Genomic DNA, 25,048 nt, shown 5'->3' on the forward strand with positions numbered 1-25,048 from the left:
GGCCGCGTAGCGATCCCGCTTTGTCGGAGGTTATAAGCTCAAGTAACAGTAAATCACCATCAAGTATTGGGTGTTTACCGCCATTCATTGAGTTACCTGATGCGCGTGCTAAAAAATGTACTTGTGGGTCGAGCTTGCCCGCGCCAAGTGGCGCGTCCATCAATTCCATATCGCTTTCATCCCCTGTTTTAAAATGCCCACAAGCTATTTTAATATTGGGGAAATACGGCAGCTTTAATGCGTTATCTTGCTCTTTTGTTGTATCGGCACGATCTTTAAACGCTAGCTGAGTCACATTGTCAGCTTGTTGCACGGTATTTTGTTCAGTTGTTGCTACGTTTACTTTTAGCCGTTGGCTGTATTTAGCTAAGCTGTATTCAACCAGTTCTAACACGGCGTTGTTTAGTAAGTCGCATTTTTCTGCGGGTACGTCAAACGTGGCTTTTACTGTGTCGTTTTCTAGCTTAAACCACTGCGTGCCGTCTTTATTTTTATTGGTATAAGCTTTGATTGGGTTTTTACGCCAGTAGCTTTGCCATGTTTGTGAATCAGCGGCAGCTCGCTGCTCTTTGGCTGATAAATCGTGTTGTTTTAAATTTGGATGACGCGCTAATACTTTAGCACTCATGGCTGCAAGCTCTGCAACTGTTGGGGGAATAGCAAAACCATTTAATGCCACATAAGCTTCAAGCAAAATAGCTTTAAAGCATTTGGTCATACTGGTTGTTTGTATGCCCTTATGTAAAAAGTCATAGAACGGCGATAGTTGCTCAGCGCCTTGTTGTGCCTCATCATCAATGTTGTGTGTTTTAGCGATTAACTCAAACCAACTTGTGTAATTGCTGTTTACCTTTTTTATATCCCCATAGTGGTAGTAAAACTCACTTAAGGTAGGTAAATGCCCAAGTTGCTCAGCAAGTTGTGTTATATCTTCAAGAGCAGTGGTGCGCTGCGCCTTAGCAAGTTGTTGCCAAAAGTCGGTGACTTTTAAATCAATATTTATAAAGCAGCCGTTAGCAAGATTTGGCTTTTTAAGCTTTTTTACTACACCACTTGGCGTAGTTTCATGGAGTAACGCATAAGGCTTATTTAAAAAGCTATGGTGGTTACCAATAAAGTCGAGCACCACTAAATGCGTTTTACCTTCTAGCGTACGCAAACCACGCCCTAATTGCTGTAAAAACAGGATTTTAGAATCACTTGGGCGCAGCATTAAAATAGTATCAATGCTGGGTAAGTCAGTCCCTTCATTAAACAGATCAACGGTAAATAGCACTTCAACTTGGCGTTGTTCTAATTGTTTAAGTGCCTCATTTCTGCGTACTTTTGATTGGCTATGTACTGATAGTGCTTTTACACCCGCTTTATTAAACGCATCAGCCATGTAATCGGCATGTTTGGTGGAAATACAAAAGCCTAGCGTACGCTGTTGTTTGTATTGCTGCCACTGTGCAAGCGCATGATCGGCTCGTTTTTGTGTCGCAAATTTGTTTTCTAGTGCTGCAGGATCAAATCGACCATTGCGCCATGGAATGGCTTGGTAGTTTACGTTTTCGTCCCAAATACCATAGTAATGAAACGGCACTAACGTTTTTTGATCAATTCCTTGCGTTAAGTTTCTCTCAAACACTAAATTGTTGTCGCACAATCCTAAAATATCGGCTTGGTCGGTTCGTTCTGGCGTGGCGGTTAAACCGAGTAAAAACTGTGGTTCAAAATAGTTTAATAGCTGACGATAAACACGTGCGCTGGCATGATGAAACTCATCAACAATGATGTAGTCGAACGCCGTTGGTGCAAATTGCTTTAAATGATTACTTCGTCCAATGGTTTGAATAGAAGCAAATAAACAGTCGGCGTTTTTGTCGCGGTGTTTACCGTTATAGAATCCCGTTGAAAGCGGCAGTAGTTCAGCAAAAGTACGCTGTGCTTGTACAAGTATTTCTTCACGATGCGCGACAAATAATACCCGTTTAGCTTTGAATTGTTTAACATCAAACGCGCTTAACCATGTTTTACCCATGCCTGTTGCTAACACTACTAAGCCCCGTTTAAAGCCCTCAGCGCGAGTTTGCGCTAGAGCATTGAGCGCTTCAATTTGAGCTGGCCTTGGTGTTTTAGCTTCGCTTTGTTCAATAATTTGTTCCGCTGTATCGGCATGATTTACCGCTACAAACCGCTGTGTTTTGCGCCTAGCAATGTAGTTATTAATCCATTCATGGCTTAAATTGCTGACAAACTCGTGGTTGAAAATATGATTAAAAGCATTCCGAATACTTAAAAATTGCTGCGCTGCTTGGCTTGTTTTTGGCTGCATGTAATCATGTCTAAAATTCCACTCATGACCTTTAGTAAGTGCGCTGGCGCTAATGTTACTTGAGCCGATAAAGGCACAACCAGACGTAATTTCGCTGGTGTCGTTTGTTTTGACAAAAATATACGACTTCATGTGAAAGCTTTGGTTGCTCTGTGTTTGGTAAATACGCACATCGGCACCACGATCCACTAATACCATTAGCTCTCTGAGCGCATTAGGATGAGTAATATCAAGGTAATCGGAGGTTAACAGCTTTAGTGTTGCGCCACTTTGTAAAGCTTCATTGAGTGGGTCAAATAACAAAGCCAAGCCACTGGGTTGGATAAATGACACTGTGATTTCAATCTCTGTGGCATTATTTATTGCATGTACAAGATTAGGTAATAGCGGGTCATCGGCACCCGTAATAAGCTGCTGCTTATTACTTTGCAATTGGTGCTGTTCGTTAAAGCTATTCATTTATTAATTCGCTGCGCGTTAATAATGCGTTGAGCCACACTTCGCTTTCGCGCTCTGGTCGTTGGTCGACCGTTTGCCATTGTTTTAGTATTTTAAGCTCGGTGTGATGAGCAACTAGCGCGGTTAGGCCGTCTTCATTTAAATCGGTAAATTCGCGACCGTTATGTACGCGTTCTGTATCGCCATATTTAAACGACACATACAAAACCCCGTTTGGTTTTAGGGCATTTTGCAGTTTTAAAAACACCTGCGGAAGTTGGTTTTTTGGTACGTGTAATAAACTAGCGCAGCACCAAATACCATCGTATTGGTTGCTGCAATCAAGCTGCTGAAAGGTTTTAACTGCAACGGCTTGTTGTAAGTAACTACTGGCTAACTTTGCAAGCTCTTCGCTTGCGTCAAACGCGCTTACGGTAAAGCCTTGCAGTTTAAAATACGCAGCGTCGCGGGCAGAGCCGCAGCCTGCATCTAAAATATGGCCGTGGTTAGGGATAAGCGGTAAAAACTCAGCGTAAAGCGCCGACATATCAACATTAAGCGTTGAGTCGCTAAAGCTTTGTGCGTTTTGATTGTAGTAACTGAGTGTTTTATTAGACACTAAATCTACCGCTCCGTGGTTAATTAATAGTACTTAATGATTAGAGCGTTAAGCTTTCATTAAGTTTAACTCTAACCTAACATGAAAATGTATTAAAAACATAGAGTTTTCCGATGAGCACCAAGTACATAGCTGCTAATTAGCAAAAATTAAGAATTTTGTATTGGTTATATTTATTGAGCGAAGGTGCTAGGTTCTAGGGAAGTGACTAGGTGCTAGGGTTTGCCCGCCGTCCGTTATCTTCTCTGTGTAGCGCAGCGCCTCGGTGTTCTCGGTGGTAAAATAGCTTTTAAAACAATCACAGATCGAAAAAGCTGCGAGGTTCTAGGGAGTAACAGGCACTAGGTTCTAGGAAAGTGACTAGACTCTAGGCTGTATTCGTTACTCGTCGCTCGAAGCCCGATATTCGCAGCTCGTTGCTCGCAACTCGTTACCTTCTCTGTGTAGCGCAGCGTCTCGGTGGTAAAATTAATTTTAAGTGATTTATTCACCACAGAGATTAAGAGGCCTGCGCTTTAGAGAAAAACATAAAGAGTCTAATGTAGGTCGTGCTTTAGCGCGTCAATTTTCAACATTAGACATTGTCGCCATAAATGACGACCTACAAGGAAGCGCTAGGATTAGCCCGCCGCTCATTGCCCGAAGCCGGTTTATAGGGTGATATAAGTACGAGGGCTAGATGACAATACAAGTCAAACTAGAGTTAATCTAAACTCTAGTTTGCTTCAATTAAGCTTAAGGTCTACAATTAATAACATTATAAGTATGTAATTGTAGACCAAATGAATAAAGCAGAAAGATTATTAGCAATACTAGCTAGCTCTGTTAAAGCAGGTGGCGGTATTCATACCAGTGCAGAATTGGCTTTTATGATGGCTGAAAAACCCACTCCTGCATTCACTAAGTTTCTGACTGACAATGTTAATAAAGGGCTATTAAGAAGAGTCTGCAATGGTATTTTTGAAAGCACGCTCACGCCACCTGACCCCACCACCGCTATTTATAAAATAGTTAAAAAACTACGTGGCGACGTTTTAAATTACATTAGCCTAGAAAGCCAGCTCAGTTACACTGGCGATATTTCGCAAATATTATTTGATAGGTTAACGGTAATAACGAAAGGTCGTAGTGGCACATTTTCAACTCCGTATGGGGTTATTGAGCTGACCCATACAAAAAAACCAATTGATAAATTTGCGAAAAACCTATATTTCGATAAAAGCATCAAGATGTACCGAGCAAATACGCTGCAAGCGATTGCGGATCTAAAAGCCTGCAATCGCAACGTACACATGCTGGAGAACTAAATGTTAACAGAATATATACGCCAAATTATAGCTGCAAATCCAGAGTACGCTGGCGTCACGCCTGTGATTGAAAAAGAAATTCTTCATCACGACATTATGGCTGCAATGGTAAAACAAGGTGTTATGCCTTCGCTTACTTTTATTGGTGGCACCTCACTTCGTTTGTGCCATAACAGTTCTAGATTATCTGAGGATTTAGATTTTAATGGTGGGCATGACTTCAAGCCAAGTAGTTTCAGTGGCTTAGAAGTTGAAATCCAAAAATACATACAAAATAAATATGAGGTGCAGGTATGGGTAAATAAACCAGCTGAAGATAATCAAGCTAATACTTCATCTTGGAAAATAAGTATCGAAAAAGAAAGTAATCGTCCTGATCTTCCCCGCCAAAAAATGCATATAGATATTTGCGCTATCCCGTCATTTGATATCGAAAAAAGGCCATTAATAAATCACTATAATATTGTCGCGCCAACAGAAGGTTTGCTGATCCCTGTACAATCATTAACGGAAACGCTTGCAGACAAGTTTATTGCATTAGCCTACCGTGCTAGGCGCATTAAACCGCGCGATGTATGGGATATAGTATGGATAAAACAAAGAGGTGTTGCGGTATCTAAGCAACTGATCAATAAAAAGCTTGCGGCCAGGGGTAAAACCAACGAAGACTTTATTGAGGCACTGACTATTCAATTAGACAAGCTACAGCATGACGATGAAGTTCGTAAAGACTTTAATATTGAAATGAGCCGTTTCATTCCAAACCAAATCAAAGAAAGAACAATCGATAACCCTGATTATTGGCCATATGTACAATCAGAAATTAGTACTATGTCACTCTCAATCCTTAATAATGGTATTAAAAATAATAAGTTTGATATGGGGAGCTAACTTTAAGGCCTATAAAAAAGCACCTTAAAGGTAATATTTTGTAGACTGTAAGGAGCTAGGTTCTAGGAAAGTTACTAGGTGCTAGGATGATTACCTTAGACCGCTGCTTTGTCTTCTCTGTGCAGCGAAGCGCCTCGGTGCTCTCGGTGGTAAAATTGATTTTAAATGATTTATTCACCACAGAGGTTAAGAGGCGCTGCGCTGAAGAGAAAATGACGAAAAGACTTTTGATTTAGGGAAGTGACTAGGTCCCGAAGCTCGTGGTTTTATATCTTCTCTGTGTAGCGAAGCGCCTCGGTGAGCTCGGTGGTAAAATTGGTTTTTAAATAATCACAGCTAAAGCTCGTTCCTACAAAATAAAGGCGCTAGGTTTAGGGAAGTGACTAGGTGCTAGGGTGTATTCCGTAGCACGAAATCCGAAGCCGGTTTATAGATCGCGGGGTGAACCCGCTGCTAGGCGATTTAATGTGCATTCCTAACCAGCGTACTGGGTTTTTAACCCTTCACCTTTAGCCTTTAACCTTTCACCTACCTATTTACTTTTTTCTTAGCCAAAACAAGCTGCCTTCGGTGGCTATCCAAGCTTGTTTGCCAAGTGAATTTAGGTATATACCCACTTCTTCTTTACTGCCTGGGCTGTAAAAATGAAACTCCTCAGATTTTAGTTTTTCTTGCCCGGTGAGTATTTTTATAAAATGTTTATTAAGCTGTTTAAGTTGCTTTTTGTATTGCTTGGCTTGGCTAGAGTCACCATGTTTATGAAACTCACTCAAGGCGCGGCTTGCTGTGGCATGAAGTTCTTCGCTGTCGAAGTCGGCTAAAAACGCATCCAGTTTTTGCCACTGTCCTTTAATTACATAGCAGTTCATTAGCCAATGGCGATTAGCTTGATTATCCATGGGGTTTAGTTGCCAAAGCGCTTCAAATTCGTCAATAGCGTATTGTATGTTACCTTGTAATGCGTTGATTTGTGCACGATGCGCTCGTAACATCATATAAGGGCGTGTTTCGTGGATCAGCCAAAAGTGGCCTTGGTTCTGTGCTATGTATTGCTCTGTAATAACACCTTCAAACAGTTCCAGTAACGCTGCTATAGGTTCAAATGCGCTTGGAGTAAAATCGCTAAGGATTGCTTCCATTAATTGATCAATCACTTCGTCGTCGAGCACTTTACCAGCAAAGTCATCGTTGTGGTGTTCACCTGCAAACTCTTCCGCGAATTGTTCGTTAAACGCGGCTTCGTCTTCATCTGTCCAGCTGGGGTCTTCAATAAAACGAATGTTATAAAGCACGTCGGCTACAAAATAGCTGTAGTTCTTTTTATAGGCTTGCGCTAGGCCTTGGTTGTCAGCAAATTTTTTAACTGCTGCTTGTTCAGAGCTAAATGCACTCAGTACTTCGTTTAAACTCGTTAGCAGGTCTTTTTGGTGTTTGTTTAGGCTGCGCTTGTCGATAAATTTAAGTGCTTGTAATGCCCCTTTACAGTAATTAGGCAGTGGCATATTAGCTTTAAGTGAATCGCGGTAGTCACTTTTCGATAGGCTGCATTTAGCGGGCATTTTAAAGTCTTCGGCACTGACTTTATGCATGCTGCTATTGTAATTTTCCATCAGGCTTTCAAGGTACTTTAACTCAGTGTCTGTTGTAAAATTAATGTCACCTAATAGGTCTGACTGCCATTGGCTGGGCATTATTATGTCGGGCAGTAAGCCTAACCCTAAAAAATAACCTTGGATAAAATAGTAATCTGGTTTTTTATCGCTTAATACAGTTAATTTAATGACATCACTGCGTATTTTGGCGGGCGACATAGCTTGTCCTGCTCTTTATAAGTTGGCTCTAGTGTACCAATTGATTTATGGGTTACAAGATTATGGCGCGAAATTTTCGATAAAAACAACGATAGGAAGTTGATTAAGTTAATAACAAAAAACCCAGAGCGGTACGCTGGGTTTTTTGTTATTCGTTGAACTACCAAGTATTTAGTTATTCAGCAACACATTCAGGCCAATCATAGAATAAGCTTGATTTGTTGGCTGTGCGCCATGTTTCATATACGAAGGTGATTTCAGGAATTTCTTTAATGTTAAAAGAAAAATGAAAACCTTCAGATGCTTCTTCGTTACGAATACACGCAACCACAGGCAATATAGTTTTAAATGCAACTGATTTGCCCTTTGCTATTACTTGCTCATTTTTTAGATTTTCGAAACGCGGTGTTAAGCTTGCTAACCCACCATTAATATGGCGCACCTGTAAATTTTCAATGGTGTAATCTGCATCAGTGGCGGTTAATGACCAGCTAATATAACCCTCTTCAAGATAAGGTTTAGAGCTGGCACTAAAGTCATTCGCAAAGGGTGGAATATTCTCATACGGTAATGGATACCATAGGCTTTCATTATCTTCGTTGATGCTACGTAAACGTACACCTGTAGCCTCTGTGAGTGGGTCAACGTCAACGACAAAGTCATACTGCGGCGCATCATCAATTAGGTCTGTTGCAGAATAACGGAATGTATATTTACCTGGCTTTGTAAATACTTGCCCACGGGTATTTGGGCAATCTGCTTCACTTGGGTTGCTAGTAAACTCGCCGCCTGCTGGTGTACTGACAAGCTCTTCATGAGTGAATACTTCATCGCCATCGGCATCAACGGTTACTGGGCGATGTAATAACGACATGCACGGTAAAATTTGATAGTAGTCTTGGCCAGGATTTAAGCGTCCCCAGCTACGCGCCCATACAACGGAACGGATCTCTGGAGCGGTATTGGTAAATTTAGCTAAACCACTGTCTTGTGCATACGCCTTAGCAAATAAGCCACGGTCATCTTCTACAATTAACTGCGCGGTATAAGATCCCGGCACATCGGTGAGCACTTTTGCACGACGGTATTCTTGGCTTTGTGGTTCAATTACCGGTTCGATAGTCGCATTACTGCCATCAGGCTTATCTGTTAACTGCCAATGAAAGGTCAGTGGATCATCATTAGGGTCGCTACTTGATGCATCAAACACTAATGCATCACCCACCAGCACTGACTTTGATTGTGCATCAACGCCGCCAGTTGCAGGTTGACCGTTAACGTTACCTATTTTAGCTTGCATGCTGGCATCAACTGAAATTTGGTTTTCGCCGTCAGAGACAACCATACGTACTAAATAACTGCCGGTTATATCAAGCTTTTGAATCTTTTTACCCATAGGTTTCCAAGAACCAATATCCACTAGCTCTGCAATACTTCCTTGCGGTTTTTCAATAAGCGTAGCTGCAATAATTTGTAACGGCTCGCCTTCTGGATCATAGCCGGTAAAATTAAATTCAGCTCTTAAGCCTACTTCTTGTTCACCAATACTATTAGATGGGTAATAGCCGGTTGCTAATAATTTACCGATCGGTGGGGCATTGCTAGTCGCGTTAGGATCTTTTTTGACGGTAACTGTAACTTCTTTTTCTTCACTTTTTCGGGTGCCATCAAATACAAATAGTATTAATTTATAACTTGCCACAGCTTGTGGGGTAAAACGCACTACAGCCGTTTTTGTACCTGTAAGCTCTGGTAGTGGTACATTTTCGGGATCCGTTGCTGAGCGTGACGGCCATTGCCAGCGATATTGTAGTGGCTCCCCTTCAGGGTCAATGCTGGCTGATGCATCTAAGATAGCTTCTTCGCCTAGGATAATAGTTATGTCGTCGGCTTTAGCCACTGGTGGCGCATTACCTTCTGAAACGCTTACCACAACTTGTTTTGGTTCACTTGCTACGTCGTTATGAGTCACCACTAATTGCAATGTGTAATCACCGGCTAAATCAACAAACAGTGTGCTTTGGCTTTGCTCTGCGTTATTTAAATAACCCGCACTGTCAGTGGGCTTTTCCATAAGCGTCCATTGGTATAGTAATGAATCGGTGCCACCTGCTGGGTTTACACTTTGGCTACCATCTAAACCTACGCTATTAGTGCCTAAATTAACACTATGGACTGAGTCAGTAATTGCGACTGGATACGGGCTGGTTGCGCTTAGCGTGATACGCGCGGCTTCGCTATTATTTGCCCCGTCATTAACAATTAAACTCACAACATAATTGCCTGGTAAATCTGCAGTAAAGTCTGTTGTTATGGTATTGGTGTTGGTGATATTAGCAGTACTTGTTGCTGGTCGTTCAATGAGCTGCCATTGATAAATTAAATCTGTTCCCTCTGCACTTGTACTCGCCTCAGCATTCAGCGTGACTTTTACCGCGCCATCCTTTAGTGAGAATGCTGATTCTACTGGCGATTGCAGCTCAACAACCGCTGTTGGTTTTTGCTCTGTTGTTTGTGTACTGTCTTTGTTATCACTACCGCTACCACAGGCTACCATAGTAAGCGAAAGCCCGACTATGGCTATTGCGCCAAATAGTTTTTTCATTCTTTTGTACTCCTTGCTGATAGGTGTTATCAGTTAAAAATTATAAGTTAGGCTCAGCCGTGCAGTTCTTCCTGGTGCAGGTACTAAACCTAAACTTAAAGCGTCGAGGTAATAACGATCTGTAACATTATCGATGGTAAAATCGAGTGTTGTGTCGTCGTTAAATTTATAACTAGCGTAGATGTCTAAAAGGTTATAACTGTGCCAAAGTACCGGTTCATTAAACCCTGTAGGTGCGTTATAGCGAGGAATTGAGTTGCGCTCTCCCATAAATGTGCCACGCAGCCCAGCTTCTAATTGCTGCTCAAATAAACGTAAGCCAAGGTGAGCACTGGCGTGCCAATTTGGCGGGATCATGTTATTGATATAGCTTTCAGGAAGGCCCCAATCATTACAGTAGTAGCGCACATAACTGCCTACATTACATACTTCAATCTGGGTATAATGCGTGCCGCTAATCTCAGCAACCCAGTATTTTGTGTCGTAGCTAAAATTAAGCTCCCAGCCATTTAAATCTAGGCTGTCAATATTTCGCATTCGAAAAAAATCGTTGAGGCCGCCTTGTTTTTGCTCCCACGCATTGGGTTGCGTACGGGTTAAATAGTTATCAACATGATTTTGGAAATAGGCGAGCTTAAAGCCCACTTTATAGTTATTTGTTAGTAATGAGTCGGTTAAATAATTAAGGCCAATTTCTTGGTTTTTAGCATGCTCTGGCTCTAAAGGGATATCTAAAACGGGGCTGACAGACCAACCAGAGGTACTTTCAAATAGGCTTGGCATACGCAAAGCTTCACTGTGGCGAATATAAAACTGCAGTCCTTTATATGCCTGCCACTTTATAGCAACCAATGGTGCTGTGCCTGAGTGGCTATTTTCATACTGTACTTCTAGGCAACCATCGGCGCCGTCAGACACACAAGCAGGATCGTTGCTAGTAATGGTTACTGGGTTATTATCTTTCGATGAAAAGTGCGTAAAACGCAGTCCCGATTCGAGTGTCCATGCTGTTAAAAACTGCCAATCAATGGCTGTAAAAGCACTAAATTCTTTGCGCCAACCACTGCGCGACCCTGCATAGAACCCTTCGGTTTCAGGGGTGTCGGTATCCATGTCTTCATACTGTGCGGCAACACCATAGCTCAGCGCTAGTTCGCCCGCTGAATAAAACATCATGGTATTACTCACATCAGTTCCAAAGCGCTGATAATCATCGCTGCGAGCAACATTATCGACTATATCTACTGAGCCGACACCAGGGGTATTTAAATGGGTAAGTGCATCGGTATGCCAAAAGTTGGCTTTAAAATCAGCCCAATCATATTTGATTGGCTGCCAGCGATATCGCACTGTGTAAGTTTGATTAGTGACTTCGCTATCGAGCCATTGCCTTGCTTGACCAAAAGAGCGTATTTGCGATGGCATCATTTCGCCGTAGCTGCTGTTATAGCGTATATAACTCATTTCGAGGCTTTGATCGTTGGGCAGCAACACATTGCTTTTTAACAGCCAAGATTCACTAGAAAAATTGGTATTGGGGATGCGTTCATTGGCACGAAACCGCGATGCCCCTTGCATTGACACCGCCGTTTCGGTGTACCAAGCAAGTTTGTCGGGGGCTGCGTAAATTATTTCAGGTGCAGGGCCGTTACTACCTGCATAGTAATTACCTTGCTCGCGCTTAGCATAAGCAGCAATTAGATCGCCCCACTGAAAATGCTTAGCGGCAGCAAAACTGCCTGCATAACTAGCAAACTCAAATAAGCTGGGTCTATCCATGCCCTCCTCAGGAGCAAAGCGCTCTGGCATTATGTACTGCTCAGTACAATAACTCGAAAAGCGACACTGTGAACGATAGGCATTGCGTGGTAAATAATACCCTGCGTATGTACCTGGCTCTGGCGTATTAGCGCTATTACCTATGGCGCTAACACGTAATCTAAACCCGCTGAGCTCACCCTCTTTAACAATATCATCAGCCGACAATGTACTAACGCTCACCAAGCCACCTGTCGCCCCAGTGCCATCAGCACTCATGATAGGACCTTTACTGATTTTAAGTGAGCCAATCAAATCGGGATCAATGTAACTGCGGCTCGATACACCAGAATAGCCGCGATACACGGTGGTTTCTTGACGACTACCATCTATCACTACAGGTACTCGTCCTTGGCCTTGCATGCCACGAATATTAACATCAAGCCCGCCTGAGTTACGGTTTTCGCTGATCAAAACACCGGGTGTACCTTGAAATATATCGCCAACACTGGTTCCTCTAAAGCGTTCAATATCTTGCTGGGTAATTAGGTTTACTGATGCGGCTTCGGTATAGGTTTGATCTTTTAGATCCCTATTGCGACTTTGCACATTAATGGTATTTAGCGTGATCAAATCTTGGGTGGTTTTTTGTTGCACTAGCCATGCGCTATTACTAACAGGTAAAGCTTGTAGATTGGTATTGCTTAACAGCCTTTGTAAGGCTGCCTCTATGGTCATTTCATCGGTTATTGCAGCGACTGAAAAACCACCGACAACACGCTCTTCAAATGATAAAGTCACACCCGCTTGGCGTGAAAATAAAGTCAGTACATCACCAAGCTGGCCTGCGGGAAGATCAAATTTGATCATTTTTAATTGTGATGTTGCAGATACTTGTTCAGCTAAACTTGCTGAAGGGGTAATCACCAACAAACCTGTGACTACGATGAGTAAATTTAACGCTGCGCGGGGCATAAATGGTTTCCTATTTCTTTAATGCATACTTATATGACGCATGAAAATAGTAATCCCGTAACTCTAAATGATAATTATTTTATATTTTTTCCTGATGAACTAAATAAACATAGTTATGGGCGAATTTCGGCCCACCAACGGGTTCTGTAATGCACACTTGCCCGAGCGCTACGAGCGACTGTTTTAAGGATCAGGTGAGTGTCATTTAACTGAAAAACGCCGGAGACAAGGTAGTCATTTAAACTGGGGGCAATTTTTACAAAACCACGGTGATAACGAGATAGTTCAGCTAAAAAAGAATTGATTGACATATTTCGCACTGACAACAGCCCTGCTGTCCAACTACTGTAGTCAAATATATGATTGTCTAACTGTTGCATTGAATTTACGGTAATTTTATATAGCTCGCCAGCCTTGATCGCCTGATTGGTAAATAAGCCGTTTGCTTGCGCGAGCTTAACACTGCCTTGCATAACTTGAACTAAAGCATGATCGGCTTCATTACGCACAAAAAATTGTTTGCTGTCACAAAGTAAAGTTCCGTGCTGTAACGCCACCTGCACAGGCTGCGTATTAGCTGAAGCTATAAATTGCATTTCTCCTCGGGTTAAATGAATGTATCTATTGTGAGCATTAAAATTCAGTTCAACAGTGCTGTTATGATTTAACCAAAGCTGGCTATTATCGGCGAGCGTAAATAATTGCCGTTGATTGGTAGTTGCGTGATCTGCGTTAAGGTATTGCCATGCCCCCTGTTTGTCTGCCAACCAGCTTACACTGGCAAGCCCTAGTGTGGTTCCAGCGATCCTTTTTAGCGCCTGGCGACGACTCATGCTTTGTATATCATGATCGGTTTTTTTTAAGGTCATGTGAGCAATACGACCATTTTTTTTACTCACCCCGGCAAATGCAGCCTCCATGTTTTCTATCCGTTGCCAGGCTAATTCATGCATCGGATCGGCAAGCCGCCATCGCCTATATTCAGCCATATCTGCAGACTGTGCGTTGCCCGACTCTAAACAAATACGCCACGCAATCGCTTGCTGTACGACTTGTTCTGGTAAAGGTGTTTTTTGTGCACACGTATTATTCACAATCGCTTACTCTATATCACAGTATGTAAGGGTGTAGCACTCTAACATCGCTTTCGCCATGTATTTTTCAATAGATGATAGGCTCACCTTGAGTTGCTTTGCGACTTCTTTATAACTGAGCCCGTCGAGTCTAACCATTAAAAATGCTGTTTTTTCGATTGCTCTCAAACCACTCAATAATTTATCTATTTGCTCTAGTAAACTAAGCAGCTGTAGTTGCTCTTCAGGCGAAAAATAGGCTGCTTCTGGCATGCTTCCTAAAAATAATAAATAGTTTTCTTCTAGAACTTTGCGACGAATGTTATCGGTTACTAAGTTTCCGGCAACTTTTGTAAGCCATGCTCGCGGGCTTTGTATTTCGTTATACAAAGAGGGCTTATTAAGTAAACGCATAAATGTATCTTGAGCAAGATCTTGTGCATTATCTTTGTTGTAGGTACGTCGAGCGATCCAGCGAACAAGCCACTCATGGTGTTCCTGGTAGAGCGCATTAAACCCTACTGAGTTAGCGGTAGTGCTAGTCAAAATTTAACTATTCCTGTAGCATATTTACCGCAAGTATAAATGATTTTCATTCCCATTCAAGTTAATTTGGGTATTCTGCAAACATTATTAATAAAAAATTTATTATTCTTTTGATGAAAATCGGATCTCGTTCGGCATTAGTTATATAGCCAATAATTTGTCCATCAAAACGATGCGGCATATTGATCTAGTATGTTGGTGTTACATCGCCACATTTACAAATTACGTAAAAATTAGGGAGCAAAATGTTTATAAGAACTATGTTATTTGTGTGTTTAATGGGTGGTGGAACGTCTGCGGTTCACGCACAACAAGCGGCGCCGTCAACAGCCTCCAAAGTAGAAGTTACAGGTAATGCTGTTACACCAGAGGTGAATACAAATACGCTATCAGCTAAATCTTTAACCGTAGGATCTGACCTTGATACAGACACCAATACCACGGTTAGTGTTGACGAGGCGGCTTTTGATCAACATGACTTATCGCCAATCGGCATGTACAAGGGCGCTGATGTGGTTGTGAAGAGCGTAATTATCGGGTTACTTTTAGCATCGTTAGTCTCATGGGCTATCTGCATATTCAAATCTGTACAGTTAAATATTACTAAGCGAAATGCCAAAAAATTGCTTAAACATTTAATTCAAAGTGAAAGTTTTGCAAAGGCCAACCACACTTTATTACTACAACAAAGTGATGCCTTAACACTCCTAAAAGCAACCCAACATGAGTTACAACTAACTGGCGAAGGACTTACTACTGACGAAGGCTTAAAGGAGCGATTAGTCGCGCGTTTAGAGCGTGTACAAGCAGCGCTAAGCGCAAATATGAATCAGGGTACAGGCATATTGGCAACAATAGGCTCTGTTGCACCGTTTGTCGGTTTGTTTGGTACGGTTTGGGGCATTATGAATAGCTTTATTGGTATTGCTAAAACACAAACAACTAATTTAGCCGTAGTCGCCCCTGGTATTGCAGAAGCTTTATTAGCAACGGCTCTGGGGTTAGTTGCAGCGATCCCAGCCGTTATTATGTACAACCATTTTTCTCGTGTAATTGGCAGTTACAAAGCACAGTTAGCCGATATTCTGACAGCGATCATGATACTCGTGAGCCGAGATCTTGACCGAAAGCACCCTGATGCAAAACACATAGCCTACCTACTTAACGATGAAGACGCTGCAGATGCAGTATCTAAAGAGCTTTAAAATGGCATTTAGTAGTAACCGTACCGATAGCGATGAATTACAAGAGCAGCATGAGATTAACGTCACTCCGTTTATTGATGTGATGCTGGTGTTGCTAATAATTTTTATGGTGGCGGCCCCATTAGCCACTGTCAGTGTGCCAGTTAAGTTGCCTGCTGTTGCGGCACCAACCCAACCGAAAAGTGATGATCCAACTTACCTTACTCTACAACAAGACCTTACTTTAATACTTGGCGAGGGAGATAAAATAAACCAAAAAAATTTGGCGCAAGCACTAAAACAACATGGTATTGAAACACAGCAGCAAATTTTGATTCGTGCAGATAGCAAAGTTGAATATGGTCAGTTCATGGCATTAATGAATCAATTAACTAAAGCCGGCTACTCACAAGTTGCTTTAGTCGGTCTTGAACATGAAACGGATGTTGCCCAGTGAGTTTATTAGCAGGAAACGATACCAGCGCTTCTCGCTTGGTGCGTTGGCATGTTGTAGGCGCTTTTTTTATCGCCGCGATGCTTCATGCCGCCATTGCGGGTTATTTTTTAATGCCGACAGAGCATAACAATATCGTACCCATGCAAGCTTCACCGCAGGTGTTTGAAGTCAATATTGTGGCAGCCCCCAAAGCGGAGCCATCGGCACTTCCTGTCGGACCTGCGCAACAAGAGTCAGCACCAGTAAAGCGGCAGGTAAGCAAGCCGACAACAACAATAGATAACCCCTTGGTAAAGCCATTACTCGAAAGCAAATCTGACTTTACCATTAGCGATAAACAACCTGAGCCAGCACCAAGTAAACCAGTAGAGAAATCTAATCAACAACAAGAGCAAGATCCACAACCGACTCCGCTGCCTGATAACACCAGCATAACAGGAGCCAGTGAACACTTGGTAGAGCAAAGTAGTGCTCCTTTGGCTATTCCAGTGAAAGAGTCAACAGTCGCATCTGGTCCGGTAAAAGGTGCTTTAAGTGAACAGCAAAGTACAGCTAAACAACTATGGCAAAGTGCTATTCAGATCCACCTAGAACGAAAAAAGCGCTATCCACGAATGGCAAAGTTAAGGCGCCAACAAGGTGTTCCTTGGGTGAGTTTTACCATGGACAGAGCAGGTAATATTTTAGATGTCACATTATTTAAAGCAAGCGGAATAGCTGCATTAGATAATGAGGTCATCGAATTAGTTAGACGTGCTGAGCCCTTGCCCGTCCCTCCAGAAGAAGTTACAGGGAACCCAATAAAAATGGCCGTGCCTGTGGCATTTTTTATTCATTAACAGCTACTTGCTGTGCTTATTACGAATTACTGAAATATAAAACTAAGGACATACAATGATTGCAGACCAACATGTTAACAATGAGATTAATACGCCTTCATTAACAACACTATTTAAACTCAATACCACGACTATTCACGATAACCTTGATAAAACGATTATGACTAAGCGACCGTTTGCAAGTTTAGACCGTTATGCTTTATTTTTAGAAGTTCAATATCGATTTCATTTGGCTATTGCCCCTCTTTATAGCGATACTAATTTAAGCCGCTTAGTGAGCGATCTGCCAACACGGCAGCGCCTAAGCCATCTTGAACAAGACTTACGCGATATTAACGTCGATCTGAGTGAAGTAACAACCAGCGTTAACTTAGTGCCGGTTGACTACCCAGCCTCACTGGGTTGGCTTTATGTATCAGAGGGGTCTAATTTAGGCGCTGAGTATTTATTAAAAGCAGCAAAACGTATTGGCTTATCAGAAGAATTTGGTGCCTCGCATTTAGCACCAGCAACAATTGGCCGCGGGCAATCATGGCAAGATTTTACAACGGCTTTAAATACGGTTGAATTAACTAAAGAACAACAGACACTCGCAATTAATGGCGCTCGCGATGCTTTTAGTTTGGTTCGTAGTGCTGTTGATTGTGTATTTGTTTAAGTAAAGCGTGAGCTGCAAGTGCATTAAAATTAAGCGATAAAGTATGAAGCGTACAGGTAAGAAAAACTCGATGTTAGTTATTAGTAAATTTAAGCAAGTGACTTATTTATTAAGTGGCTTCGTGTTAACCGTAATGGGGATTGTCGGTGCTTTTTTGCCGATAATGCCAACAACAGTATTTCTTATTGGTGCTGTTTTTTGTTTTAGCCGTTCATCAAAGCGCTTTGAATCTTGGTTAATTAATCACCCTCGCTTTGGTAAAACACTAATCAATTGGCAAGCCCATGGCGCTATTTCTAAGTCGGCAAAAGTAATGGCCAGTTTAGGTATGGCTGTTGGGTATGGATTATTTTACCTAAGCGCGCAACCTTCTTTATTACTGGCAACTGTTGTCGCGCTTTTTATCGGTGGCAGCGCATATTACGTTTTATCTCGCCCCTTACCACCAAAAGACTGCTCGTGATGGTTGCCACTTAATTAGGCGCGAGATTGATAACCTCGTGCCTAAGTAAAAACAGAGGGAGTTAAGGTATCCAGTCAGCGCTAGCTTGTTAGCTACAGCTAAGTAAACAACTCACCTTTAAGCTGGTCCTCAGGCAGTAGCGGTTTAAGTTACCCTGTCACCAGAATATTTACTCAACAATGACCGTATTCTTTACGAGCAAATTGTTTGAGTATCATGCTAAAACTCTGAGTTTTATCAAATATAGCTAGCTCAGGCTCAGTGGAAAAGTAAAAGTGACGGTAATACCTTGCTCTGGCTGACTATGTATTTTTACATCGCCCTGAAGAGCTTGGGTGGCAAGGTTATAAACAATCGCCATACCTAAACCGCTGCCGCCATTGCCACGAGTGGTGGTAAAAAAGGGTTCAAACACACTTTGTAATACGTCCTTGCTCATACCGTGGCCGTTATCGCTATAGCGTAATGTGTAAGTGTGTTGCTGGGTATCTAGGTGAACGGCTATATTGATATGATTATCTTCGCGATCTTTAAAGCCATGCACACAGCTGTTACTCACCAAGTTCATAATAATTTGGCTTAAAGCCCCCGACACTGTGATAAGCGTTAATGCTTTGTCGCACTCAATTGTGGTGGTTACTTTGTGGCTGCGGGTTAATGGGGTGAGACTATGTATTGTATTAGCTAAGTAGTCATTTAACTTCACGGTGCTAATATCAAGAGAAGATTGATCGACCACTGTTTGTTTAAAATTACAGATCAATGCTGCGGCTCTATCAAGATTACTACTGGCAATGATTAAACACTCATTAATATGCGCGACAAATTTTTGCAAATTGCTTTTCGATAATGTGTTGTCATTTAGCTGTTGAGTTAGTTGTTTAAGATTATCTGTTGCCGAACTATTGGCGGTAACGGCATACCTATTGGCGTGTTTACTTCATGGGCAACACCTGCCACTAGGTTTCCTAATGCGGCCATTTTTTCCGCTTCAATTAGCTTTTCTTGGGTACCGGTTAACTCTTCCAATGTTTTTTGTAAGGTATTCGTTCGCTCAATCACCCGCTCTTCTAGGCGATGATTGGCAACTTCTAATTGTTGCTTAACTAAACGACTTTCTTGCGCCGACAATGCGCGGCCATAAAGATCAGCAAGTCCACTCAAAAAAGTGCATTCATCATCCTCCCATTGCCTAAAACTGCCAGTATGTTCACAACAAAAAATACCGATCATTTCTCCTTTGAATCGGATCGGTGCATCCAACATTGATTTTATTCCTAAAGGCGTTAAATAATGCTCTGAAAATTCAAAGGTAGCGGGATCAGTATGCGCATTATTAGCAATGATCACGCGCTGAGTATCTAACGCAGAAAAATAAGCCGGATAGTTCTCACGTGATAATATGAGGCTTTGGTTTACATTGTTGTTCGCGCGGTCAAACAGTAACTGACAATGACACTCGGTATTATCTTTATTAAATAACCAGATGCTAGCACGCGTATTATTTAAGCCATCAATAATGGCATTTACAATTAATTGTTCTGCAAGCTCTATATAGCCATCATCTAACGCTGATGAAGTAGACACTTTATAAAGTAATTGCACAAGCTGTTGCCGCATTGAATACACCTTCCCCAAACTATGGTCATCAATTTAGTTTAGTTGATGAAATTAAATCCTACCTCAACAATTATAATGCTTTAAATATTAAGACGTTGTTCAGATATGTTTGGTTATTATAAACACTCACTCCTGTTGATATCCCTGACGACTTTATGTTGTTTAAGCAGTTTTACCAGCTCTTTTTAGAGCTGGTTTTTTTTGCCTGTTTTTAATGGCTTCATTTTCTTCCATTACAGCAATGCAGCGATTACCAAGCACACAGCAGTAAAAACAACCTCGAAAGATCAACCCACCCTAGTTACTAATAGGTAGTCATGTTACAGTTTCAGTAATTTACTTAGCACTTTAATTTATCGACTAGGCAGTAGTATGCGTCATTATTTTGTATCAATTTTACTTCTTTTTGCCACTTTAGTGGCAGCTCAGGCACAGGCACAAGAGTCTCGCGCTGTACCCAACCTGCAACAGCAAAAACAGGCACTCAAAAAACTCCAAGAGCCGATGTACAGACCCTTGATGGAACGCTATATTCTTGATGAACTTAAAGCAGTACGCCAAGATCAGCAAAAACTACGTGAAGACGTTACCAAACAAGTCACTCATGCTCAGCTTGATACCGCTGATCGCGCACTGACTTACACCACAGATACAATTAATAATGTATTTTTTATCATCACTGCCACAGCCTCTATTTTGGTACTGGTTGGTTGGAACTCGTTACGTGATGTAAAAAACAAAGTAGAAGATATTGTAAATACCCGTGTCAGCGTGATCACCAATGAATACGAAGCACGTTTGAATACATTTGAAGAAAAGCTACGCGAGCGCTCTGAAGAAATCTTAAGTAACCAACAAAAAATATCTGTTACCAATGAAGTCCACTCTTTATGGATGCGTGCAAATTTAGAAAGCGATATAGCCAATAAGATCGAAATATTTGATGAGATTTTAAAACGTAAACCCGAAGATGTTGAAGCTATCGCTTATAAAGCAGATGCATTACTAGAGCTTAATGAAACAGCTCAGGCGATAGAGTTGTGTAACCAAGCCTTAGATATAGACAGTGACTACGGCTACGCTTATTGGCAACGTGCATGTGCCTATGCGTTGACGCATAAACACGCTGATGCGTTGGCCGATATTAAAATGTCGTTGGAGTATTCACCAAACTTACGTAATGAGCTATTGCATGAAAGTGCATTTGCCAGTTTGCACGACAATAGCAGCTTTAATGCGATTGTATCTGGCGACAATGATTAGCGTTCTAAGAAGCTTTCTATTGCTTGAGTGAGTAGTTCATCGAGTTGCTCCTCAAACTCATCTTTGTTGGTTTTAAAGTGCGCTAGATATGCCTGCGCATGCTGATCAGATAACAGCCGAGCATTAATACTGTATTCGCGCTCGGCTTTAGTTTTATCAAACCGCGGGGTAAAGTGGTACAAAGCAAAATAAGGGGCAACCAATTGCTGATTAGCATAATCGCAAAAGCGTTCAATTGTTTGCGCACCTGTTGGTCCTAAACAGCCAGGCTCTACACGATAAAGTAACTTAATTTTTTTATCATCACTAATGTCCATACTCGTCGCGGCCCCTTTATTTGCCTATATAATCTGCCTATTAATGCTCTATCTAAAAAAGAGCACTTTAGTTATTTTGCCGTTTTCAACTTGATAGCTAGAGATTAACTCCCCGCGCTTATCAACTACATTTGGATCTGTTGAACAGGTTTCTGACAGTTCATGATCGATAACGATATTACCGTGTACAATGCGTTTAATTGGGGATGATTTTATACACTTTAATTTTTTAAACATTATCCCGTAACGGGCAATCAGTTTTTCTTTGCCCTTAAACAGTAACTCATTTGGAAAGGCATAAAACTCTACATTTTCATCATACATACTAATAAATGCGTCGATATTTCTGGCGTTGTACGCCATAATTAATTGCTCGATAACGGCTAACGATTCGCGTGACTGTTTGGCTTTAACTTGTTGCTTGAGTGTTAGCGCTTCTTTAGCTTGGATCACCGCTTGCTCTGCTTGTGCGACTGCAAGCTGTTTTTCTTGTTGCGTTTTAGGAAGCTCAGCAGGTTTTGCCGCTTCGGTGCCAAGTACCTTACTGGTATCAACTTCAGGCTCGCTTGGTTTGCTGGTGTCTGTTTTAATTGGCTGTGTTGGTTCAACATTTACAGGTTCAGCTGATTGCTCATTTTGCGGGGTTAAAGTGATCACCGCAGGGCTATCTTGTAATTCAACCTCAGTTGATTTAGCTGGGGCTTTACTCTGCACTGACTTTTCTTCACCAGCGCTAGTGTCAGTCGTTTTTACTGCAGCAGGTAATTCAGCTGCTTTTGTTTCAGTTTTAGTCGGTGGTTCAACTACTTCAGCTGCAGTTGCTAATAATTGCCACGCAAGTAACAAACTTACTAAAAAAAATAACGGTTTCATACTGTTCCTGAGTAATTTAAGAAACTCTAAAATAACAAAATTTACCGGATCGCGATAGCTTTTTACCAATACTGCTCAACGGTGATTTGCCCAGGCTCCCGACGACGATTGCGAGTGTAGCCTTGTGCGGTTAATAATGCGCTGGTGTCTTTAACCATTTGCGGATTACCGCAGATCATAAATTGACTATTTTGCGGGCTAACTACACTGTCACAATGCTTAAATAGAGTGCCATCGGCGATTCGATCAGTAATGCGCCCATCTAAGCCGACAATTGCCTGCTCGCGACTCACTACGGGCAGATAACTCAATTGCGGATACTGCTGCTGCAACTGCGCGATTTTTGCTTGATAACTTAAATCTGTATTCAAGCGCACACCATGCACTAAGGTAATATGCTTAAACTGCTGCCACACATCAGGCTGCTCTAAAATGGATAAAAACGGCCCAATTGCGGTGCCGGTACTAAGCATAAACAACTGTTCACTAGCGGGAATTTCATCAATAGTAAAAAATCCACTGGCGCGGCTTTCAATCATCACTGTATCGCCAGGTTTAAGCTTGGCTAATTGTTGTGATAATAAGCCATCGATTACATTAATTAGGTAAAACTCTAAATCGGGAGAGCTTGGTGCATTTACGTAAGAATACGCTCGTGCAATACGTTTTTCATCCATCATCATAGAAAGCTTAGTAAACTGCCCTGCTTTAAACGGCTCCACATCGGCATTCACAATTAAACTAAATAACGTATCAGTCCACCAAACAATATCTTTAACACTCGCTTCAACCCAATTAGACACAATTAACACTCCTTAATTATTGCTTTGTATAACAGTGGCAAGAGTGCACAGCATTGTCAATGTTTGCGAGTTTGCATTCACTTATAAGGAGTGCGAGTTTGCGAGTCTCGCTAACTTTTCCCCACAAAAAAAGCCGCTTAGTTTAACTAGGCGGCTTTGGAGGTTAGTCTCACTGTATTTGGGCGTGTCTCCAAACGAGTGAATACGTTACCAAGGAACTTGTTGTTTATTACGCTTCGATTGACTCAAGCGCAATTTTAACCATTTCATTGAAAGTGCTTTGACGCTCTTCACTTGGGGTTGCTTCACCGGTGATCACGTGGTCACTTACGGTAAATAATGCCATGGCTTTTGCGCCATATTCAGCAGCAACACCGTATAAACCGGCTGTTTCCATATCTACCGCTAACATACCTAGTTTATCAAGTTCTTGATAAAAGCTGTTATCGGCTTGATAAAATGTGTCGGTGGTAAATACGTTACCCACTTTCGCTTTAATACCTAGCTCTTTTGCTGCATTAACGCCGTTTAATAGTAAATCAAAATCAGCAATTGCTGAGAAATCATAACCACGTACACGCGCACGGTTTACATTTGAATCTGTGCTTGCGCCTTGTGCAAAAATAACGTCACGAATTTTAATGTCGCTACCAATACCACCACAGGTGCCGATACGAATAAGGTTTTTAACGCCATAGCTGACGATTAGTTCGCGTGCATAAATCGACATTGATGGAATGCCCATACCAGAACCCATGATGCTTACTGGTTTACCTTTATAAGTGCCAGTAAAACCATACATGTTACGAACGCCGGTTACTTTTACAGCATCATCAAGAAAATTTTCAGCAATGTATTGCGCACGTAATGGATCACCCGGCATTAATACCGTTTGTGCAAAATCGCCATTATTTGCGTCAATATGTGGAGTACTCATTATTCGTTTCCTTTTACTTTTAGCGCGTTAAGCTTATCAATAAAGCCATCGCCATATTCAAGTGCAGGTAAGTTAAACCACTGGGCAAGTGTTTGACCTATGTCTGCAAAACTAGCACGTTCACCAAGCGGGGTATTTTCAAGCCCTACCTGATAAGCAAGTACAGGCACATATTCGCGGGTGTGCTCACTGCCCGGGAATGTTGGATCACAACCGTGATCCGCCGTAATAATTAGTACGTCGTCGGCTTTAAGCTGCTTAAGTATCGTTGGTAAGTAATCGTCCAACTGTTTAAGCGCTTTTGCATACCCAACAGGGTCGCGGCGATGACCAAATTTTTCATCAAAATCAACTAAGTTAGTAAATATCAAACTGTGATCTGGCGCTGATGCCATTACCTCAGTGGTTTTTGCTAACAAGTTTTGTAAGCCTGGGGCTTTGTGTTTTTGGGTGATCCCTTGATGCGCATAGATGTCAGATATCTTCCCTATGCTAATCACTTCACCACCGTCATCGGCTAGTTTGTCTAGCAATGTTGGCGCTGGCGGTAACACTGAATAATCTCGACGATTGCCCGTTCTGGCAAAGTCTTGATTATTGGAACCCAAAAATGGCCGCGCAATCACTCGTCCTATGTTCATTTCATCAAGCAGCGCCCGTGTGATTTCGCAGACCTGATAAAGTTTTTCTAGACCGAAAGTTTGTTCATGCGCGGCTATTTGAAACACGCTATCAGCTGAGGTGTAACAGATTGGTTTACCTGTTTTTATGTGCTCTTCACCTAGCTGTTCTAAAATCGTAGTACCCGAGGCATGGCAATTACCTAAAATCCCCGGGATACCGGTACGAGCAATCAGCTCGTCAATTAACTGTTGTGGAAAACTCGGTTGTGTTTTAGGGAAATATCCCCAATCGAATAACACCGGTACACCGGCCATTTCCCAATGACCTGATGGGGTATCTTTACCGCTAGAAAGCTCTTTAGCGTAACCCCAAGCAGCAATCGGTGTTTGGCGGTCGCTAACAAGGCACGGTTCGTTGCCTGCAGCTTCACATGCATCAACTAAACCTAATAACGATAAATTAGGTAGTGATAGCCGTTCGCCGGTTTCTTCAAAGTATGCTTTAAGCAAATGTGCAAAAGTGTTTGCGCCCACGTCGCCAAACTTATCAGCGTCTGGTGCTGCACCTATGCCTAGGCTATCTGCCATTAATATAATTGCTCTTGCCATACTCACCTCGATTATCCAATGTAGCTACTTTATATTTTTGTGCTTTTTAACGTACAGGACAT

Annotated in this window: 22 protein-coding genes; 8 read left to right on the forward strand and 14 right to left on the reverse strand. The window is 41.9% G+C overall.

Annotation, left to right across the window (positions count from 1 at the left end):
- Both H5232_RS08210 and H5232_RS08215 read right to left on the reverse strand, forming a co-directional pair.
- Positions 1-2,776, reverse strand: a 2,776-nt coding sequence (locus H5232_RS08210) for a DEAD/DEAH box helicase family protein (RefSeq protein ID WP_182830758.1), incomplete at its 3' end; no start/stop codon positions are given.
- Complete coding sequence (locus H5232_RS08215; protein WP_182830759.1) at positions 2,769-3,374, reverse strand: bifunctional 2-polyprenyl-6-hydroxyphenol methylase/3-demethylubiquinol 3-O-methyltransferase UbiG; 606 nt, start codon at positions 3,372-3,374, stop codon at positions 2,769-2,771. The genes H5232_RS08215 and H5232_RS08210, both read right to left, overlap by 8 nt.
- Before the next feature lie 782 nt (positions 3,375-4,156).
- Between H5232_RS08215 and abiEi the strand changes: the two genes are divergently transcribed.
- Positions 4,157-4,681 carry a type IV toxin-antitoxin system AbiEi family antitoxin gene (abiEi, locus tag H5232_RS08220; RefSeq protein WP_182830760.1) on the forward strand — a complete coding sequence of 175 codons (525 nt, stop codon included), beginning with the start codon at positions 4,157-4,159 and terminating at the stop codon, positions 4,679-4,681.
- Complete coding sequence (locus H5232_RS08225) at positions 4,682-5,572, forward strand: nucleotidyl transferase AbiEii/AbiGii toxin family protein (RefSeq protein ID WP_182740597.1); 891 nt, start codon at positions 4,682-4,684, stop codon at positions 5,570-5,572.
- 536 nt (positions 5,573-6,108) lie between these two features.
- On the opposite strand, the gene H5232_RS08230 is transcribed toward H5232_RS08225, so the two are convergent.
- The 5 genes from H5232_RS08230 to H5232_RS08250 form a co-directional block, all read right to left on the reverse strand.
- Positions 6,109-7,383 (reverse strand): lipopolysaccharide assembly protein LapB, encoded by a 1,275-nt coding sequence (locus H5232_RS08230; RefSeq protein ID WP_182719368.1) that lies wholly within the window; start codon positions 7,381-7,383, stop codon positions 6,109-6,111.
- A 175-nt stretch (positions 7,384-7,558) separates the two neighbouring features.
- Complete coding sequence (locus H5232_RS08235; RefSeq protein WP_182830761.1) at positions 7,559-9,988, reverse strand: PKD domain-containing protein; 2,430 nt, start codon at positions 9,986-9,988, stop codon at positions 7,559-7,561.
- Between the two features lie 33 nt (positions 9,989-10,021).
- Positions 10,022-12,721, reverse strand: a complete 2,700-nt coding sequence (locus H5232_RS08240; protein WP_182830762.1) for a TonB-dependent receptor — start codon at positions 12,719-12,721, stop codon at positions 10,022-10,024.
- Between the two features lie 113 nt (positions 12,722-12,834).
- Positions 12,835-13,815 carry a FecR domain-containing protein gene (locus H5232_RS08245; RefSeq protein ID WP_182762128.1) on the reverse strand — a complete coding sequence of 327 codons (981 nt, stop codon included), beginning with the start codon at positions 13,813-13,815 and terminating at the stop codon, positions 12,835-12,837.
- 6 nt (positions 13,816-13,821) lie between these two features.
- On the reverse strand, positions 13,822-14,340 hold the full coding sequence (locus H5232_RS08250; protein WP_149981994.1) for a sigma-70 family RNA polymerase sigma factor: 519 nt from the start codon (positions 14,338-14,340) through the stop codon (positions 13,822-13,824).
- A gap of 245 nt (positions 14,341-14,585) precedes the next feature.
- On the opposite strand from H5232_RS08250, the gene exbB reads away from it, so the two are divergent.
- The 5 genes from exbB to H5232_RS08275 are packed head-to-tail and all read left to right on the forward strand — an operon-like array spanning position 14,586 to position 17,941.
- A complete protein-coding gene (gene exbB / locus H5232_RS08255; RefSeq protein ID WP_259400114.1) occupies positions 14,586-15,545 on the forward strand; it encodes a tonB-system energizer ExbB in 960 nt (319 codons plus the stop codon).
- Between the two features lies 1 nt (position 15,546).
- Entirely contained in the window at positions 15,547-15,981 is a 435-nt protein-coding gene (locus tag H5232_RS08260) for a biopolymer transporter ExbD (RefSeq protein ID WP_149981995.1), read from the forward strand.
- Positions 15,978-16,820 carry an energy transducer TonB gene (locus H5232_RS08265; RefSeq protein WP_182830763.1) on the forward strand — a complete coding sequence of 281 codons (843 nt, stop codon included), beginning with the start codon at positions 15,978-15,980 and terminating at the stop codon, positions 16,818-16,820. The genes H5232_RS08260 and H5232_RS08265 overlap by 4 nt, the downstream gene beginning before the upstream one ends.
- Before the next feature lie 55 nt (positions 16,821-16,875).
- A complete protein-coding gene (locus H5232_RS08270) occupies positions 16,876-17,478 on the forward strand; it encodes a biliverdin-producing heme oxygenase (protein WP_182719361.1) in 603 nt (200 codons plus the stop codon).
- 43 nt (positions 17,479-17,521) lie between these two features.
- Positions 17,522-17,941, forward strand: coding sequence for a YbaN family protein (locus H5232_RS08275; RefSeq protein ID WP_149981998.1), 420 nt, complete (start codon positions 17,522-17,524; stop codon positions 17,939-17,941).
- Positions 17,942-18,188: 247 nt separating this feature from the next.
- Here H5232_RS08275 and H5232_RS08280 read toward each other — a convergent pair whose 3' ends face one another.
- Complete coding sequence (locus H5232_RS08280) at positions 18,189-18,776, reverse strand: sensor histidine kinase (RefSeq protein ID WP_182830764.1); 588 nt, start codon at positions 18,774-18,776, stop codon at positions 18,189-18,191.
- Between the two features lie 38 nt (positions 18,777-18,814).
- Positions 18,815-19,561, reverse strand: coding sequence for a GAF domain-containing protein (locus H5232_RS08285; protein WP_182719359.1), 747 nt, complete (start codon positions 19,559-19,561; stop codon positions 18,815-18,817).
- A gap of 372 nt (positions 19,562-19,933) precedes the next feature.
- On the opposite strand from H5232_RS08285, the gene H5232_RS08290 reads away from it, so the two are divergent.
- Positions 19,934-20,824, forward strand: coding sequence for a TPR end-of-group domain-containing protein (locus H5232_RS08290; protein ID WP_182740591.1), 891 nt, complete (start codon positions 19,934-19,936; stop codon positions 20,822-20,824).
- On the opposite strand, the gene H5232_RS08295 is transcribed toward H5232_RS08290, so the two are convergent.
- From H5232_RS08295 to H5232_RS08315, 5 genes are all read right to left on the reverse strand, one after another.
- The gene (locus H5232_RS08295) at positions 20,821-21,141 is read right to left on the reverse strand and encodes a hypothetical protein (protein ID WP_182719357.1); all 321 of its coding nucleotides are present in this window, start codon (positions 21,139-21,141) and stop codon (positions 20,821-20,823) included. The two genes, H5232_RS08290 and H5232_RS08295, sit on opposite strands and share 4 nt — an antisense overlap.
- Before the next feature lie 48 nt (positions 21,142-21,189).
- Positions 21,190-22,014 carry a nuclear transport factor 2 family protein gene (locus H5232_RS08300; RefSeq protein WP_182830765.1) on the reverse strand — a complete coding sequence of 275 codons (825 nt, stop codon included), beginning with the start codon at positions 22,012-22,014 and terminating at the stop codon, positions 21,190-21,192.
- Positions 22,015-22,076: 62 nt separating this feature from the next.
- Positions 22,077-22,817, reverse strand: coding sequence for a ferredoxin--NADP reductase (locus H5232_RS08305; protein ID WP_182830766.1), 741 nt, complete (start codon positions 22,815-22,817; stop codon positions 22,077-22,079).
- A gap of 229 nt (positions 22,818-23,046) precedes the next feature.
- On the reverse strand, positions 23,047-23,754 hold the full coding sequence (gene deoD, locus H5232_RS08310; RefSeq protein WP_182797661.1) for a purine-nucleoside phosphorylase: 708 nt from the start codon (positions 23,752-23,754) through the stop codon (positions 23,047-23,049).
- Complete coding sequence (locus H5232_RS08315; protein ID WP_182717346.1) at positions 23,754-24,986, reverse strand: phosphopentomutase; 1,233 nt, start codon at positions 24,984-24,986, stop codon at positions 23,754-23,756. The genes deoD and H5232_RS08315 overlap by 1 nt, the downstream gene beginning before the upstream one ends.
- Positions 24,987-25,048: the final 62 nt, after the last annotated feature.

Source organism: Pseudoalteromonas sp. SG41-5, from assembly GCF_014164495.1.
In the GTDB taxonomy this organism is placed as follows: Bacteria; Pseudomonadota; Gammaproteobacteria; order Enterobacterales; family Alteromonadaceae; genus Pseudoalteromonas; species Pseudoalteromonas rhizosphaerae.